Annotated in this window: 18 protein-coding genes and 2 pseudogenes; 5 read left to right on the top strand and 15 right to left on the bottom strand. The window is 62.8% G+C overall.

All coding sequences use genetic code 11. The features are described 5' to 3' along the window. Positions 1 to 47: 47 nt before the first annotated feature. From ACFLEY_RS19685 to ACFLEY_RS19660, 6 genes are all read right to left on the bottom strand, one after another. Entirely contained in the window at positions 48 to 692 is a 645-nt protein-coding gene (locus tag ACFLEY_RS19685) for a DUF47 domain-containing protein (RefSeq protein WP_011086818.1), read from the bottom strand. Between the two features lie 156 nt (positions 693 to 848). Next, positions 849 to 1,817 carry a branched-chain amino acid ABC transporter permease gene (locus ACFLEY_RS19680; RefSeq protein WP_011086817.1) on the bottom strand — a complete coding sequence of 323 codons (969 nt, stop codon included), beginning with the start codon at positions 1,815 to 1,817 and terminating at the stop codon, positions 849 to 851. Position 1,818: 1 nt separating this feature from the next. Continuing rightward, positions 1,819 to 2,688: a branched-chain amino acid ABC transporter permease gene (locus tag ACFLEY_RS19675; RefSeq protein ID WP_011086816.1), complete on the bottom strand. Its 870-nt coding sequence runs from the start codon at positions 2,686 to 2,688 to the stop codon at positions 1,819 to 1,821. 74 nt (positions 2,689 to 2,762) lie between these two features. Beyond that, positions 2,763 to 3,986, bottom strand: coding sequence for an ABC transporter substrate-binding protein (locus ACFLEY_RS19670; protein WP_060911716.1), 1,224 nt, complete (start codon positions 3,984 to 3,986; stop codon positions 2,763 to 2,765). Positions 3,987 to 4,076: 90 nt separating this feature from the next. Continuing rightward, positions 4,077 to 4,823: an ABC transporter ATP-binding protein gene (locus ACFLEY_RS19665; RefSeq protein WP_060911715.1), complete on the bottom strand. Its 747-nt coding sequence runs from the start codon at positions 4,821 to 4,823 to the stop codon at positions 4,077 to 4,079. Further along, complete coding sequence (locus ACFLEY_RS19660; protein ID WP_060911714.1) at positions 4,816 to 5,571, bottom strand: ABC transporter ATP-binding protein; 756 nt, start codon at positions 5,569 to 5,571, stop codon at positions 4,816 to 4,818. Before ACFLEY_RS19660 ends, ACFLEY_RS19665 begins: the two co-directional genes overlap by 8 nt. A 310-nt stretch (positions 5,572 to 5,881) precedes the next feature. On the opposite strand from ACFLEY_RS19660, the gene ACFLEY_RS19655 reads away from it, so the two are divergent. After that, the gene (locus tag ACFLEY_RS19655) at positions 5,882 to 6,562 is read left to right on the top strand and encodes a hypothetical protein (RefSeq protein WP_171901338.1); all 681 of its coding nucleotides are present in this window, start codon (positions 5,882 to 5,884) and stop codon (positions 6,560 to 6,562) included. Between the two features lie 24 nt (positions 6,563 to 6,586). Here ACFLEY_RS19655 and ACFLEY_RS19650 read toward each other — a convergent pair whose 3' ends face one another. Then, the gene (locus ACFLEY_RS19650) at positions 6,587 to 6,940 is read right to left on the bottom strand and encodes an ArsC family reductase (RefSeq protein ID WP_060911712.1); all 354 of its coding nucleotides are present in this window, start codon (positions 6,938 to 6,940) and stop codon (positions 6,587 to 6,589) included. Positions 6,941 to 7,047: 107 nt separating this feature from the next. Between ACFLEY_RS19650 and ACFLEY_RS19645 the strand changes: the two genes are divergently transcribed. The 3 genes from ACFLEY_RS19645 (at position 7,048) to ACFLEY_RS19635 (ending at position 8,985) form a co-directional block, all read left to right on the top strand. Next, positions 7,048 to 7,419: a tRNA-binding protein gene (locus tag ACFLEY_RS19645; protein WP_011086810.1), complete on the top strand. Its 372-nt coding sequence runs from the start codon at positions 7,048 to 7,050 to the stop codon at positions 7,417 to 7,419. A gap of 147 nt (positions 7,420 to 7,566) precedes the next feature. After that, on the top strand, positions 7,567 to 8,199 hold the full coding sequence (locus tag ACFLEY_RS19640; protein WP_028171048.1) for a TetR/AcrR family transcriptional regulator: 633 nt from the start codon (positions 7,567 to 7,569) through the stop codon (positions 8,197 to 8,199). A 3-nt stretch (positions 8,200 to 8,202) separates the two neighbouring features. Beyond that, positions 8,203 to 8,985 carry a sulfite exporter TauE/SafE family protein gene (locus ACFLEY_RS19635; RefSeq protein ID WP_060911711.1) on the top strand — a complete coding sequence of 261 codons (783 nt, stop codon included), beginning with the start codon at positions 8,203 to 8,205 and terminating at the stop codon, positions 8,983 to 8,985. 2 nt (positions 8,986 to 8,987) lie between these two features. On the opposite strand, the pseudogene ACFLEY_RS19630 reads toward ACFLEY_RS19635, so the two are convergent. Beyond that, positions 8,988 to 9,404: pseudogene (locus ACFLEY_RS19630) on the bottom strand (glutathione S-transferase C-terminal domain-containing protein); the annotation flags it as partial. Positions 9,405 to 9,446: 42 nt separating this feature from the next. Between ACFLEY_RS19630 and ACFLEY_RS19625 the strand changes: the two are divergent. Next, positions 9,447 to 10,511 carry an IS630-like element ISRj1 family transposase gene (locus ACFLEY_RS19625; RefSeq protein WP_026192128.1) on the top strand — a complete coding sequence of 355 codons (1,065 nt, stop codon included), beginning with the start codon at positions 9,447 to 9,449 and terminating at the stop codon, positions 10,509 to 10,511. Between the two features lie 10 nt (positions 10,512 to 10,521). On the opposite strand, the pseudogene ACFLEY_RS19620 reads toward ACFLEY_RS19625, so the two are convergent. From ACFLEY_RS19620 to ACFLEY_RS19590, 7 genes and pseudogenes are all read right to left on the bottom strand, one after another. Continuing rightward, positions 10,522 to 10,812 (bottom strand): annotated as a pseudogene (locus ACFLEY_RS19620) (glutathione S-transferase N-terminal domain-containing protein); the annotation flags it as partial. A gap of 105 nt (positions 10,813 to 10,917) precedes the next feature. Next, positions 10,918 to 11,061, bottom strand: coding sequence for a hypothetical protein (locus ACFLEY_RS19615; protein ID WP_165448151.1), 144 nt, complete (start codon positions 11,059 to 11,061; stop codon positions 10,918 to 10,920). 117 nt (positions 11,062 to 11,178) lie between these two features. Further along, positions 11,179 to 11,844 carry a DUF429 domain-containing protein gene (locus ACFLEY_RS19610; protein ID WP_060911710.1) on the bottom strand — a complete coding sequence of 222 codons (666 nt, stop codon included), beginning with the start codon at positions 11,842 to 11,844 and terminating at the stop codon, positions 11,179 to 11,181. Between the two features lie 27 nt (positions 11,845 to 11,871). Then, positions 11,872 to 12,219 (bottom strand): carboxymuconolactone decarboxylase family protein, encoded by a 348-nt coding sequence (locus ACFLEY_RS19605; RefSeq protein WP_060911709.1) that lies wholly within the window; start codon positions 12,217 to 12,219, stop codon positions 11,872 to 11,874. A gap of 3 nt (positions 12,220 to 12,222) precedes the next feature. Then, positions 12,223 to 12,744: an RNA polymerase sigma factor gene (locus tag ACFLEY_RS19600; RefSeq protein WP_028171043.1), complete on the bottom strand. Its 522-nt coding sequence runs from the start codon at positions 12,742 to 12,744 to the stop codon at positions 12,223 to 12,225. Beyond that, the gene (locus tag ACFLEY_RS19595) at positions 12,741 to 12,950 is read right to left on the bottom strand and encodes a DUF2892 domain-containing protein (RefSeq protein WP_060911708.1); all 210 of its coding nucleotides are present in this window, start codon (positions 12,948 to 12,950) and stop codon (positions 12,741 to 12,743) included. The genes ACFLEY_RS19600 and ACFLEY_RS19595 overlap by 4 nt, the downstream gene beginning before the upstream one ends. 95 nt (positions 12,951 to 13,045) lie before the next feature. Beyond that, on the bottom strand, positions 13,046 to 14,230 hold the full coding sequence (locus tag ACFLEY_RS19590) for a serine hydrolase (protein ID WP_082756680.1): 1,185 nt from the start codon (positions 14,228 to 14,230) through the stop codon (positions 13,046 to 13,048). Positions 14,231 to 14,244 lie beyond the last annotated feature (14 nt).

The following is a 14,244-nucleotide window of genomic DNA, read 5'->3' as shown; positions in this document are numbered from 1 at the left end:
GGCATGATTTGCGCGGACAACCGCTGCACATTTTTCCGGATCATGCGCTACACTTGCTCGATGACGATGCTGTTGATCTCGTTTGCGACGTCGTCGAAGCGATCGGCGACCTTTTCGAGATGGTCGTAGATCTCGACACCGACGATGAAATCCATCGCGTTGCCGTCGCGGTGTTTGAGGAACAGCTCCTTCATCCCGATGTCGTGGAGATCGTCGACCCGGCCCTCGAGCTTGGTCAGCTCTTCCGTGATCGCGGTCAGCATGGCCACGTTCTTGCCGATCTGCTGCATCAGGGGCAGCGCACGGCCGACCAGATTGGCGCATTCGATCAGAAGCCCGCCGATCTCGCGCATCGGCGGCTCGAAGGCGCGGACCTCGAACAGCATCACGGCCTTGGCGGTCTGCTGCATCTGGTCGATGGCGTCGTCCATCGAGGTGATGAGGTTCTTGATGTCGCCGCGGTCGAACGGCGTGATGAAGGTGCGGCGCACCGCCGTCAGCACCTCACGGGTGATGTTGTCGGCATCGTTCTCGAACTGGTTGACGCGCTGGCAATAGACCGGCGTCTCCTCGCCCCCGTTGAGCATGCCCTGGAGCGCGATCGAGCCCTGGATCACGGTCTGGGCATGTCGGTCGAACAGGTCGAAGAACCGTTCTTCCTTGGGCAGGAAAGCGCGAAACCATCGCATCATGGGGATAGACTACCGGTTGGAAATGGCCCGGCCCGGAAGGGCCGTCACGAAACTGTCATAGACCATTTTCGGTCCGCGCGCGTGCCACCTCACGCTCGCGGTGCCGGATCATCCACCACTTTCACGAAGCGGGTAAATTGACCTTAAATCAATTACTTAGAGCGAACGCCGGAAGTAATGCGCGATTTCACCGACGACGCCGCGGCGGAAGGTGAGCACGCAGATCACGAAGATCGAGCCCTGGATCACCGTCACCCATTGGCCGAAGCTCGCCAGATATTGCTGCATGGCGATAATCACGAAGGCGCCGACCACGGGTCCGAAGATGGTCCCGAGACCCCCGACCAGCGTCATCAGCACGACTTCGCCCGACATCGACCAGTGTACGTCGGTGAGCGAGGCATTTTGCGCCACGAACACCTTCAGCGATCCGGCGAAGCCGGCCAGCGTGCCCGACAGGACGAAGGCCAGGAACTTGTACTGGTCGGTCCGGTAGCCGAGCGAGATCGCGCGCTGCTCGTTCTCGCGGATCGACTTCAGCACCTCGCCGAACGGCGAGTTGATGATGCGGAAGATCAACAGGAAGCCGGCGAGGAAGCCGACCAGCACGACGTAGTACAGGACCGTCGGCTTGGAGAGATCGAGGACGCCGAACATGTGCCCCTGCGGAATGCCCTGGATGCCGTCTTCGCCATGGGTGAACGGCGCCTGGAGGTAGATGAAGTACAGGAGCTGCGACAGCGCCAGCGTGATCATCGAGAAATAGATGCCCTGGCGGCGGATCGAGATGTAGCCGGTCACGATCGAGAGCACGAAAGCACCGGCGACGCCGACGAGGATGCCGAGCTCCGGCGGCAACGCCCACACCTTCAGCGCATGCGCGCTGCAATAGCCGGCCGTGCCTAAGAACATCGCGTGGCCGAACGACAGCAGGCCGCCATAGCCGATCAGAAGGTTGAAGGCGCAGGCGAGGAGCGCGAAGCACAGCGCCTGCATCACGAAGAACGGATAGACCCCCGTGAACGGCACCGACGCCAGCAGCAGCGCCATCACCGCAAACACGATCATCTCGTCACGCATCGCGCGCGGGGTCGCCCGCAGCGTATCGTCCGTCAAGGCTGTCATATCAGGCCGCCCTTCCCGTCAATCCCGATGGCTTCACCAAGAGCACCAGCACCATCAGCACGAACACGACGGTGTTGGAGGCCTCGGGGTAGAAATACTTGGTCAGGCCCTCGATCACGCCGAGAGCGAAACCGGTAATGATCGAGCCCATGATCGATCCCATGCCGCCGATCACCACCACGGCAAACACGACGATGATGAGGTCGGCGCCCATCAGCGGCCGCACCTGGTTGATCGGCGCCGAGAGCACGCCGGCGAGCGCGGCAAGGCCGACGCCGAGACCGTAGGTCAGCGTGATCATGCGCGGCACGTTTATGCCGAAGGCGCGGACCAGCGTCGGGTTTTCGGTCGCGGCGCGGAGGTAAGCGCCGAGCCGCGTCTTCTCGATCAGGTACCAGGTCGCCAGACACACGATAAGCGAGAACACGACGACCCAGCCGCGATAGACCGGAAGGAACATGAAGCCGAGATTCATGCCGCCCTTGAGCTGGTCAGGAATGGCGTAAGGCAGGCCCGACGATCCAAAATAGTTCTGGAACACGCCCTGCACGATCAGCGCAATGCCGAAGGTCAGCAGCAGGCCGTAGAGATGGTCAAGCCCGGTCAGCCATTGCAGCATGGTCCGTTCCAGGATCATGCCGAAGATGCCGACGACAATCGGAGCGACGATCAATGCCGGCCAGTAGCCAATACTGAGATAATCATTGTTCAGCAGGAAATAGGCGACGAAGGCGCCCATCATGTAGAGCGCGCCATGGGCGAAATTGATGATGTTGAGCATGCCGAAGATCACGGCAAGCCCGAGACTGAGCAGCGCGTAGAACGAGCCGTTGATCAGTCCCACCAGTAGCTGAGCGTAAAGTGCCTGCATCGATCCCGCACCCGGTCCCTTCGGCGTTCCCCTGAAAGTCGCCCGCAGGCCTCAAAGGCCTGCGGGCCGTTATCCTACTTCTTCAACAGCGCGCACTTGCTCTCGGACAGCGGCGTGAAGGCCTGATCGCCCGGCACCGTCCCGACCAGCTTGTAGAAGTCCCACGGGCCCTTGGACTCCGAGGGCTTCTTGACCTCGAACAGATAGGCGCTGTGGATGGTGCGGCCGTTCGGCTGGATCTCGCCCTTGCCGAACAGATCGTCCTCCGTCGGCATCGACTTCATCTTCTCGACGACCTTGACGCCGTCGTGTGGATTGCCGCCGAGTGCGTCCAGCGCCTTGAGATAGTGGCGCACGCCGGCATAGACGCCGGCCTGCACCATGGTCGGCGGCGCGTTGTTCTTCATTTTCCCGGCAAAGCGCTTCGAGAACGCCCGGGTCTGGTCGTTCATGTCCCAGTAGAACGTCTCGGTGAAGTTGAGGCCCTGCGCGGTCTCCAGACCGATCGCCTTGACGTCGGTGAGGAACAGCAGGAGCGCGGCGAGCTTCTGGCCGCCCTTGACGATGCCGAACTCGGCCGCCTGCTTGATGGCGTTGGTGGTGTCGCCGCCGGCATTGGCAAGGCCGATGATCTTGGCCTTGGAGGCCTGCGCCTGGAGCAGGAAGGACGAGAAGTCCGGCGTGTTCAGCGGATGCTTCACGCCGCCGACCACCTTGCCGCCATTGGCGGTGACAACGGCCGTTGTATCGCGCTCGAGCGCCGCACCGAAGGCGTAGTCCGCGGTCAGGAAGAACCAGCTGTCGCCACCCGCCTTCACCAGCGCCTGGCCCGTGGTGTGGGCCAGCATGTAGGTGTCGTAGGTCCAGTGCACGGTGTTGGGTGAGCACTGCGCGTTGGTGAGGTCAGAGGTCGCCGCACCAGAGTTGATGTAGACGCCGTTCTTTTCCTTGATGACGTTGTTGACGGCGAGCGCCACACCGGAATTCGGCACGTCGACGATGACATCGACCTTGTCGACGTCGAACCACTGCCGCGCGATCGCGGTGCCGATGTCGGGCTTGTTCTGGTGATCGCCGGAGACAATGTCGATCTTCCAGCCCTTGGCGGTAAGGCCGGAATCTTCAACGGCCATCTGCGCTGCGAGCGTCGAGCCGGGGCCGCCGAGATCGGCATAGAGTCCTGACTGATCGGACAGCGCGCCGATCTTGACGGTCTTGTCCTGCGCGGACGCGACGCCGGCTGCGGCGAAGGTGAGCGCGGTGGTCAGCAGCAATGATGCAATCGACCTGGTCTTCATGCAACTTTCCTTTTTGAATTTTCTCGTTGGCAGTTCTTCTGTTTAAGCATGATCTTTTCGGAAAATCGCTTCACACCTTCCGGATCATGCCTAGACGCCGAGATAAGTGTGGAGCTTGTCCATGTTGGCGGCAAGCTCCGCATTGGAAAATCCGTCAATGATCTTGCCGTGCTCGACCACGTAGTAGCGGTCGGCAACGGTGGATGCGAACCGGAAGTTCTGCTCGACCAGGAGGATCGTAAAGCCCTCCTTCTTGAGCCGCGCAATGGTGTGGCCGATCTGCTGGATGATGACTGGCGCCAACCCTTCGGTCGGCTCGTCCAGCATCAGGAAGCTCGCACCGGTGCGCAGGATGCGCGCGATCGCCAGCATCTGCTGCTCGCCGCCGGACAACTTCGTGCCCTGGCTGTTGAGCCGCTCCTTCAGGTTCGGAAACAGGTCGAAGATCTGCTCGAGCGGCAGTCCGCCTTCGCGGACCACTGGCGGCAACAACAAATTCTCCCGCACGTCGAGGCTGGAGAATATCCCCCGCTCTTCCGGGCAGAACGCGATGCCCATGCGCGCGATCTTGTCGGAGGTCGTGCGGATGATCTCCTGGTTGTTGAACTTCACCGAGCCGGTACGCTTGCCGATGATGCCCATGATCGACTTCAGCGTGGTCGTCTTGCCGGCGCCGTTACGCCCGAGCAGGGTGACGACCTCGCCCGCGTTCACGTCGAAATTGATCCCATGCAGGATGTGGGACTCGCCATACCAGGCCTCGAGGTTGCGGACCTGGAGGATGTTTCCGCCGCTCGCAGCCTTTGCCGGAGCCTCGGCGATCGCAGTGTCAGGCATGACCGGCTCCCAGATAGGCTTCCTTGACGTGTTCGTCCTTGGTGAGCTCGCTGTAATGGCCCTGCGCGAGAACCTGCCCGCGCGTCAGCACGGTGATGATGTCGGAGAGATTCGCCACGACGCTCAGATTATGCTCGACCATCAGGATGGTGTATTTCGCGGAGATGCGCTTGATCAGCGCCGCGATCTTGTCGATGTCCTCGTGGCCCATGCCGGCCATCGGCTCGTCCAGCAGCATCATCTCGGGGTCGAGCGCGAGCGTGGTTGCAATCTCGAGTGCGCGCTTGCGCCCGTAGGGCATTTCGACCGCAGGCGTATTGGCAAACTCGCTGAGGCCGACATCGTTCAACAGGTCGCGTGCGCGATCGTTGAAACGGTTGAGCACGGACTTGGAGCGCCAGAAATCGAAGGAACTGCCGTGCTGGCGCTGAAGCGCGACGCGAACGTTTTCCAATGCGGTCATATGCGGAAACACCGCCGAGATCTGGAACGATCGCACCAGTCCCATGCGGGCCACGTCGGCCGGCGCCATCGCGGTGATGTCCTGTCCCTTGTACAGGATCTTCCCGGCGGACGGCCTGAGGAACTTGGTCAAAAGATTGAAGCACGTCGTCTTGCCGGCGCCGTTCGGGCCGATCAACGCGTGAATGCTCCCACGGCGGACCTTGAGCGCAACGTCGCGGACAGCGAAGAAGCCCGCGAACTCCTTGGTCAAGCCTTCCGTTTCGAGAATGAACTCATCGGCCAAACAGATTTCCCCCTGCCCGCGCGACCCGCGTGGCTGTCCTTGTTGCTTCGGCTTTCAGGAGGCCTTGGAGCCTTCCCGGAACGCCGCCTCCGGGCGCGGAATATGCCGGAGGTGACGGGGGTTAGGCAAGGCGGAAAGCTGAGCAGATCAGGTCTCCGGCTGGGATACAAATGCTCCCTTAGTCGGAGATGTTTTGATGTCACGCCTGCCCGGCCTTCCGGTTCAAGAAAGCACCGGTCGTCAAGCCGTCGTTAACGGTCTTTCGTCCCGCGCGCCAGCCTTCATAGAAAATTTTCCCGCCGCATGGATGATGCGCGGGTTTCGATCTGCCGGGAATATTGTTTTGGATTTCGCAAGCGCCGCTCCCTCCGTCGTCAAGTCGATCAGGCAGCGTGATCTCCTGAACACGTGGCTGCGGCTCTACGCGCGCCAGCAGATCGCGCCGGCGATCTGGGAGTATCAACCTGCGCGGCTCGAGGAAGAGCTGTCCGATCTCATCTATTATACCGTTGACGCCTCAACTCCGGTGCCGCGCCTCATCATCCAGAGCGAAGGCACGCGGATCTCGCGCGCCTATGGACATACCGGCAAAGGCCTGCCGCTGGATGAATATATCGGGCCGCGGCTCGTGCCCTCCGTGATGCCCATCTATTACGAATGCGTCGCGCGCGGGCTTCCGGTCTACAGCGTTGCCGACGTCGACGACATCTACGGGCGCATCGTCGCCTACGAACGCCTGCTGTTGCCGTTCCTGACCGACGGAAAGGTCTGTCACATCATCGCCTCGCTCAAGACCTTCTGCGAGGACGGCGGCTTCGAGATCAAGAATCTGATGCGCGGAAATGACGCGCCGCCGCGACCGAAGCTGCGCGCCGTGATCGATCGCGACCTCTTTCATCGCGCCCCCGGCCGTATCGCGGCCGCCGACGTCGTCGAGTTCGCGGACCAGTCCGGTCCCGCCGACGCCACCGAGATCATCGAGCTGAACTAGCCTTCAGCGCGATTTGGCGCCGACTTACTTCGCCCTGACTTCCTTGGCGTAGATGTCCGGCTTGAAGCCGACCAGCAGCTTGCCGCCGACTTCCAGCACCGGACGCTTGATCATCGATGGTTGCGCTAGCATCAACGCCAGTGCCTTCTTCTCGGTAAGACCCTCCCTGTCGGCGTCGGGCAGCTTCTTGAAGGTCGTGCCGGCACGATTGAGCAGAATCTCCCAGCCGAGCTTGTCGCTCCACTGCTTGAGCTTGTCCTTCTCGACGCCCGCCGTCTTGTAGTCGTGAAACTCATAGGCAACGCCATGGCTGTCGAGCCAGGCGCGCGCCTTCTTCATGGTGTCGCAGTTCTTGATGCCGTAGATGATGTTGGGCAAGACGTTCCTCTCGCATGCGTGATGCTTCGGCTGTGGCGTTGTACGAAACTCCGGTTCGCGCGACAATATTGCGAGCGAAGCTTACGAACTCTGTCAACGGACTCATCATGCACGTCACCCACGATCCCGCCGCGGCCCCGTCGCCGACCATCGACTTCAACAGCTTCCTCGCGGTCGATATTCGCGTCGGCACCATCGTCGATGCCAAGCCGTTCCCGGAGGCGCGCAAGCCGGCCTGGCGGCTGTGGATCGACTTCGGCCCGGCGATCGGCGTGCGCAAGAGCTCGGCGCAGATCACCGAGAACCATCCGCTCGAGACGCTGGTGGGGCAACAGGTCGCGGCCGTCGTCAATTTTCCCCCGCGCCAGATCGGGCCGGTCGTATCGGAAGTGCTGACGCTCGGATTTCCCGATGCCGACGGCAAGGTCGTGCTGGTGCAGCCGGGCAAGCCGGTGCCGAACGGCGGACGGCTGTTCTAGCGGCACACGGTCGCGAGCCGAGCCGTTGCGTCTGTCGGCGGCTCGCCAGCCGTTTACGTCTCCTGTTCCCCGGCTCGGAGCCATCGAGACTTGACCAAAACCCGTATCGCTAAAACGATCGATCAGTCAGTTATTTGCGGAGGCTCGATGCCGAAGATCAGCGACAAGCAGCGTGAAGGCCGGCGACGGCAGATCCTCGAGGCCGCCCTCGCCTGCTTCGCCGAGAATGGCTTTCACCAGACCGGCATGGCCGACATCGTGAAGCGGTCGGGGCTGAGCCATGGCGCGGTCTATCTCTACTTCCAGAGCAAGGACGACCTGATCGAGGCGCTCGCCGACGACCGGCACCGCCGCGAAGCCGTGCTCAACTCGGTCGCGCAGGGATCGGGTGATCCGATCGAAGGACTTCACGCGCTGGTCCGCGTCTACGCGCAATGGCTCACCGATCCCGCCGGCGAAGCGCGGCGGCGCGTCGGCATCCATGGCTGGGCCGAGGCGCTGCGTAACCGCCGCGTCCGCACCAGCGTCGTCGAAGGCATCGAGATGCCGCGCGCCCTGATCGTGGCGCTGGTCGAGCGCGCCCAGCACGACGGCCTCATCAGGCGCGATCTCGGCGCCGACGCCATCGCGCGCGTGTTGATCGCTATCTTCCAGGGCTTTGTGCTGCAAAAATGCTGGGGCGAGGACTTTGACGTCGATGCCTGCATGGCGGCTGTCGATGGCGTGATCGACGGCTTCCGCACGACGAAGCCGGACGTCAAGCGACGAACCCGGGCTTGAGCGATGTCCTGGATTTACGAACTGCTCGCAGGCATCGGCGTCGGCTTCGTCGGCGGCGTGACATCGGGCTTCATGGGCACGAGCCCGGGCGGCGGTCTCGTGATCTTTTCCGTTCTGTTGCTCGGCGCGGAGCAGCACGTCGCCCAGGGCACCTCGCTGATCACGCAGGTCCCGCCGACCGGTTTCGCCGGAGTGCGCCGCTACTGGCAGAGCGGCAATCGCAGTCCGCTGCAATGGATCGTCTGGATCGGCATCGGATTTCTCGTCGGTGGCGCGGGCGGCGGCTATGCCGCGGCCGGCGTGTCCGACGCAGTGCTGCAATGGACCTACGTCGTCTACCTCGCTCTGCTGATCGCAGCCCTGCTGCTGCGCCGCGACCGCAAGGACGGAGCTGGCGAGGCCGGCGATCCCGCCGAACTGCCCTGGCTCCCGCTGTTCCTCATCGGCGCGCTGGCCGGCTTTTCCTCCGGCTTCATGGGGATCGGCGGCGGCCTGGCGATCACCGTCGGCCTTGCCGCGGGCCTGCGCGTGCCGCAGCACCAGGCGCAACTCGTCAGCCTCGTCTTCTCGGTGATCCCGACCAACATTCCAGCGGCGTGGATCTACTGGAGCAAGGGGCTCTTGGTCGGCTGGCCGGCCATCATCGGCATCGTTGCCGGCCTCTGGGTCGGCACCGATCTCGGCGCACGCATGGCCAATGGGGTCAGCAAATCGGTGCTGCAACGGGTCATGGTCGCCCTCGTCTCGCTGATGGCGCTCTACATGATCTACAAGGCGCTGAGCTAGTTTCACGGCCGCTTGGGAATATTGAGCCCACGTTGCACCGCCGGACGCGCGAGTCCCCGTTCGAGCCATGCGGCAACCGATTTGAACTGGGTGAATTCGACGAGATCACCGGCGCCGTAGAAGCCGATGAGGTTGCGCACCCAGCCAAGCATCGAGATGTCGGCGATGGTGTAGTCGTCATCCATGAACCATTGCCGGCCGGCCAGATGCGTCTCCATCACGCCGAGCAGACGCCTGGACTCGCCCACGTAGCGTTCGAGCGGCCGCTTGTCCTCGAAATCCTTGCCGACGAATTTGTGGAAGAAACCGACCTGGCCGAACATAGGCCCGATCCCGCCCATCTGGAAATGCACCCACTGGATCGCCTGGTAGCGGCGCGCGGCATCCTGCGGCAACAGCTTGCCGGTCTTCTCCGCTAGTACCCACTTTTCTTGGAACGTGAGTCGTGATTCAAGGTCGGGATGATACCCGAAGCAAGAGAAGTCCACCTTTCGAGGAAAGATCGCAAGGTGCTTGAGGCGTGCTGTCGCTCACCGGTGACGTTGCAGCGCGATTTGAAGCGGGCGCGGATAGTTCTGTTGGCGGCGGATGGGCGCAGCACCCGGTCGATCGCCAAGGAAGTTGGGGTCCAGCCGCGGATTGTCAGCCTTTGGCGGCATCGCTATGCCGACCATGGCCTTGAAGGGCTGCAAGACAAGCCGCGGCCTGGCAAGCAGCCGATCTATACGAAGACGACCGACAAGCGGATTCTGAAGCTGCTGGATAAGCCGCCACCGCAAGGGTTTGCGCGCTGGACCGGCCCCCTGCTGGCCGAGGCGCTGGGCGATGTCGATGTCCAATATGTCTGGCGGTTCCTGCGCAGCCACAAGATTGACCTGGTGGCTCGCAAGTCCTGGTGCGAGAGCAACGACCCGAACTTTACGGCCAAAGCCGCCGATGTTGTCGGCCTCTATGTCGCGCCGCCGGCGAAGGCCATTGTGCTGTGCGTGGACGAGAAGCCCTCGATCCAGGCTTTGGAGCGAGCGCAGGGTTATCTGAAGTTGCCCAATGGCCGCGCCTTGACCGGCCAAAGCCACGATTACAAGCGGCATGGCACCACAACATTGTTTGCGGCGCTCGAAGTCGCCACCGGAAAGATCATCGCGACCCATTCAAAACGCCGGCGCCGCGTCGAGTTTCTCGATTTCATGAACAGCGTCACCGCGGCTTTTCCGAACCGCAAGCTTCACGTCATCCTCGACAACCTCAACACCCATAAAAAGAACGAGGACTGGCTCAAGGCCCACCCCAACGTGCAATTTCATTTCACGCCGACAAGTGCGTCATGGCTCAATCAGGTCGAAGTATGGTTTTCCATCTTGCAGGGGCAGTCGCTCAGCGGCACCTCCTTCACGAGCCTCAAGCAGCTTCAGGAACACATCGATGCCTACGTCAACGCATACAACGACAGAGCCGAGCCCTTCGTCTGGACCAAGAAAAAGGTCCGTCAACGCCGTTTCAAAGGCCGCCGTATCACTCAGCTCTGATTCCGGGTACTAGATATTGCAGGATAGCCCCGGACTCGAACAGCGGCAGCGGCCGGCCGCCGGGACCGTTGGGATCGAGGATCGCCGGGATCTTGCCGTTGGGATTGAGCGACAGAAACTCGGGCGTCTTCTGGTCGTCCTTGCCGAAATCGACGAGATGGACCTCGTAGGGAAGCCCGATCTCCTCCAGCATGATCGACACCTTGACGCCGTTCGGCGTCGGCAACGAATAGAGCTGAAGTAGCTCCGGATGCCTTGCCGGCCAGCGCTTGGTGATGGGAAAGGCGGAGAGATCGGACATCGGGACCCCGGCATCGTTCGTGAGATTGTCGCCTAATCTAGGCGAGCGGACGAACGGCACAAGGCCGATGCAGAGGTCACACGATCTTTTCGCACTGAAGCCGGATCACAGCGGCCGCAGCAAGTGACTTGTCGCATACACGATATCGCGCTGCGCACGTTGCTCGATGAAGCGCTGCCCGGTGACGAGCAGGGCTCCGGTGAAAACGAGCGCGAGCAGCGCGGTCGCGAATTGACTGGTATCATTCATCGCACGAGCATCTCTGTAATCTCTTCGCACGGGGAACGCGGGCCGACCATCTACAGTTCCTATACCTGTCAAATAAATTGCCGCTTTATCCCGAGTGCACCTTGGCGACCGGTCGCCTCAATAGTTGATCTCCATCCGCAATCCGCGCGGATCGATCTCGCCATCGCCGACCGACTGCGTGCTGTCGCGCGCTGCGACCGCGCAGGCGCAGGCGTCGATGAGATCGTCACGGCCGATGCCGGTGCCGTGACGCTGCGTCAGCCATTTCCGCAAGCGTGTGAAGCCGCGTTGCTCCAGTAGCGCGATGCGTTGTTCGCGGCCCTGCGCCGATGTCTTGCTCTCGAGCCGTAGGCGCCCGGCGAGATTCCAGAAGATCAATTCCGGATGCGCTTCGCCGATCGCGGCTTGCCGTGCCGGCGTCATGATCTCGTCGACCTCCCTGATCTTGTCCCTGATGTTCCAGAGCTGCGCCGACACGCCCCTGCCCTTGCCCTCGTGCTTCCAGTAGTGACGATTGGCTGCCGCCATGTCGGGAAATCTCCAGAGGTCGCGGCGCGCGCCGAGAAACACGGCGGGGCCGACCAGTTCGCGCGCACGCAGGTCGCATGTTCGATAGCCGCTCGTGTTCAACCCAATCGGCATGTCGATCATCGCGCGCGCGTGTGGCGTCGCGAGCAATCGCGTCAGCCCCGGCGAATAGTCGAAGCCGTGATCGCCGTGCTCGTCGATCCAAGCTGCGACCCAGCCGTAACGAAATCCATCGAGGCCGAGATAATTATTCACGCGGACGACCGAGCCTCCGATGCGCGTTCATCCCGTGGTTTCACCTCGATGTCGCTCGAACAGGCGCTGCGCCAACAGCGCATGGCCGAGCGTGCCGCCGGCGCGGACCGCAGCGGCGATCAACGCAGCTTCCGCGACCTCCTCGCGCGTCGCACCGGCTTTCGCCGCCTGCGCCGTATGCACGTCGAGGCAATAGGCGCATTGCGTGGTGAGCGCGACCGCGAGCGAAATCAGCTCGCGATATTTCGGCGGGATCAAGCCGTCCTTGCGCTCGACGGCATGATTGAAGGCGAGGAAGGCGTTGGCCTCGACCGGCGCGAGCGCGACGAAGGCCGGGACGGATTTCAGGTCATCGGGGTTTTGATAATCGGTCATGTCTCATCTCGTCAGATATTCGCGCATCAATGCGCGGGCGCGATGCAGGCGTGCCTTGACGGTCTGCCTGGACGCGCCGAGTGCGACGGCGATTTCGTCGATGGTCATCTCCTTGACGTCGCGCATCAGCGCGACGTCGCGATAGTGCAGCGGCAGCGCCTCGAAGGCCGCGGCCACGTCGAGCCGCAGATCGGCCTCGGGCCGCGACAGCAGTGCGGCCTCCGCGTCACTCGCAGCGATGGCCGGCATAAGGCCGGCCTTGCGCGCGAGCCGCAGGCATTCGCGCCGAACCACGCTGAACAGCCAGGCGGACAGCGCCAGCAGCGAGCGGATGGTGCCGACATGGCGGAACAGGATCCACAGCGCCTCCTGCGTCGCATCCTCGGCATCCGCCGAACTGCGGCAGGTCGCGCGCGCGTAGCGGCGGATATCGGGCTGCGCCGTCGCGAGCAGCGCCGCGATCGCCTCGGGATCGCCAAGCCGCGCCGCCTCGAACAGGTTGGGCGAGATCGCAGCCGCACTCACGACACGCCTCCTCGTCCGATTCCGGCCATCGCGCACATCGTGCAGTAGCCGACGAGGCCGGTCAGCGCGAAGCCTGCGCCGCCGAGCGCGACCAGCCACGCCGCAAGCCCGGACAGATACGCGAACGCGGCAATCCCGACCGCAATTCCGAGCGCCACCCGCACCGCCTGATGCACGCCACCGATGTTCTTCCTGTAAAATCCCATCACATCCTCCGACACGCGCCGAGGCGGAATGCCTCGAGGACAAGGAGGACGCGACGGGCGAAAAGGATTCGCGGAGGCCTGCAATTTTTTCGCGGTCAGCCTCCGACCGCCTGGTAGGCCAGGCGCTTGAACTCGAAGAAGAACGGATTCCAGAAGCCCATGTAGCGCTGGGCCATCAGGACGCCCGCGGTATTCGCCTGCGGGCAGATCCACCAATGCGTGCCGGCAAGGCCGCCCCACTGGAATTCGCCGGTGGAATTCGCCGGATCGAACGGCGTCGGCGCGAAGGTGACGGCGCCGCCGAGACCAAAACCCTTGCCGGGCATCGGCCCGAGATTGGCAAAGCGGATGGTCTGGCCTGCGGGCAGCTGGTTCGTCATCATCTGCCGCAGCGTCTCCGGCTTCAGCAGTGTATCTGACCCGGGCACCAAGGCGCGCACCAGCGCAAGCATGTCCGGCAGGGTCGAGACCAGACCGCCGCCGCCTGAGAGCCGCGGGAACGGACGGCGATAGGCCTGCGGGTAAGGCAGATTGTCGGCCCGCGTCAGGCCGGGCTTCATCGGATCGAGCACGTCGGCGCCGGTGTAGAGCGCGACCAGCCTGCCCTGCTGCGCTTCGGGCACGTAGAAGCCGGTATCGGTCATGGCGAGCGGATCGAAAATGCGCGCCTTGAGGAAGGCATCGAGGGATTTTCCGGAGACAACCTCGACGACGCGGCCGAGCACGTCGGTCGCCACCGAATATTCCCAGCCCGTTCCGGGATGATAGGACAGCGGCAGATCGGCAAGCTTGTCGATCATGTCGGTCAGCGGCGTCAACGGATTAAGCACGCCCGCCTCGTTATAGCCTTTGAACAGCACCGTGCCGGGGTCGAAGATGCCGTAGCTGAGGCCGGAGGTGTGGGTCAGGAGCTGGCGGATCGTGATCGAGCCCTTCGCCGGCTCGACATCGGCAAGGCTCAAAGCGCCCTGCTTCAGCACCTTGCGATTGCCGAGCTGCGGCAGGAATTTTTCGACGACATCGTCAAGCCCGAGGCGGCCCTCTTCCACCAGAAGCATGATCGCACACGTGACGAAGATCTTGGTATTCGAAAACGCGCGGAAAATGTGGTCGGTCCGGAGCGCGGTTTTCGCTTCGCGGTCGGCAAGCCCGACGCATTGCTGGTCAACGACCTCCCGGCCGCGCAGCACCGCCCAGGACACGCCGGGAATGATCTCCTGATCGACGTAGCGCTGCATCGCCGTCCGCACGGCGGAAAAATCGGTTGTCCTGGCGTCCATGTGTTTCCCCCAAT

This window comes from Bradyrhizobium sp. YCK136 (assembly GCF_044570075.1).
In the GTDB taxonomy this organism is placed as follows: Bacteria; Pseudomonadota; Alphaproteobacteria; order Rhizobiales; family Xanthobacteraceae; genus Bradyrhizobium; species Bradyrhizobium diazoefficiens.
Note: the sequence above shows the minus strand (reverse complement) of the source record. Positions and strands in the feature narration are given on the sequence as shown.

Excerpts from the sequence above, each read along its gene's own strand:
- ACFLEY_RS19635 (WP_060911711.1), top strand. The coding sequence starts at position 8,203 with ATGTCCTGGATTTACGAACTGCTCGCAGGCATCGGCGTCGGCTTCGTC.
- ACFLEY_RS19680 (WP_011086817.1), bottom strand. The coding sequence starts at position 1,817 with ATGACAGCCTTGACGGACGATACGCTGCGGGCGACCCCGCGCGCGATG.
- ACFLEY_RS19685 (WP_011086818.1), bottom strand. The coding sequence starts at position 692 with ATGATGCGATGGTTTCGCGCTTTCCTGCCCAAGGAAGAACGGTTCTTC.
- ACFLEY_RS19625 (WP_026192128.1), top strand. The coding sequence starts at position 9,447 with ATGATACCCGAAGCAAGAGAAGTCCACCTTTCGAGGAAAGATCGCAAG.
- ACFLEY_RS19655 (WP_171901338.1), top strand. The coding sequence starts at position 5,882 with ATGCGCGGGTTTCGATCTGCCGGGAATATTGTTTTGGATTTCGCAAGC.
- ACFLEY_RS19665 (WP_060911715.1), bottom strand. The coding sequence starts at position 4,823 with ATGCCTGACACTGCGATCGCCGAGGCTCCGGCAAAGGCTGCGAGCGGC.
- ACFLEY_RS19595 (WP_060911708.1), bottom strand. The coding sequence starts at position 12,950 with ATGGGATTTTACAGGAAGAACATCGGTGGCGTGCATCAGGCGGTGCGG.
- ACFLEY_RS19605 (WP_060911709.1), bottom strand. The coding sequence starts at position 12,219 with ATGACCGATTATCAAAACCCCGATGACCTGAAATCCGTCCCGGCCTTC.
- ACFLEY_RS19640 (WP_028171048.1), top strand. The coding sequence starts at position 7,567 with ATGCCGAAGATCAGCGACAAGCAGCGTGAAGGCCGGCGACGGCAGATC.
- ACFLEY_RS19615 (WP_165448151.1), bottom strand. The coding sequence starts at position 11,061 with ATGAATGATACCAGTCAATTCGCGACCGCGCTGCTCGCGCTCGTTTTC.
- ACFLEY_RS19645 (WP_011086810.1), top strand. The coding sequence starts at position 7,048 with ATGCACGTCACCCACGATCCCGCCGCGGCCCCGTCGCCGACCATCGAC.
- ACFLEY_RS19590 (WP_082756680.1), bottom strand. The coding sequence starts at position 14,230 with ATGGACGCCAGGACAACCGATTTTTCCGCCGTGCGGACGGCGATGCAG.
- ACFLEY_RS19675 (WP_011086816.1), bottom strand. The coding sequence starts at position 2,688 with ATGCAGGCACTTTACGCTCAGCTACTGGTGGGACTGATCAACGGCTCG.
- ACFLEY_RS19670 (WP_060911716.1), bottom strand. The coding sequence starts at position 3,986 with ATGAAGACCAGGTCGATTGCATCATTGCTGCTGACCACCGCGCTCACC.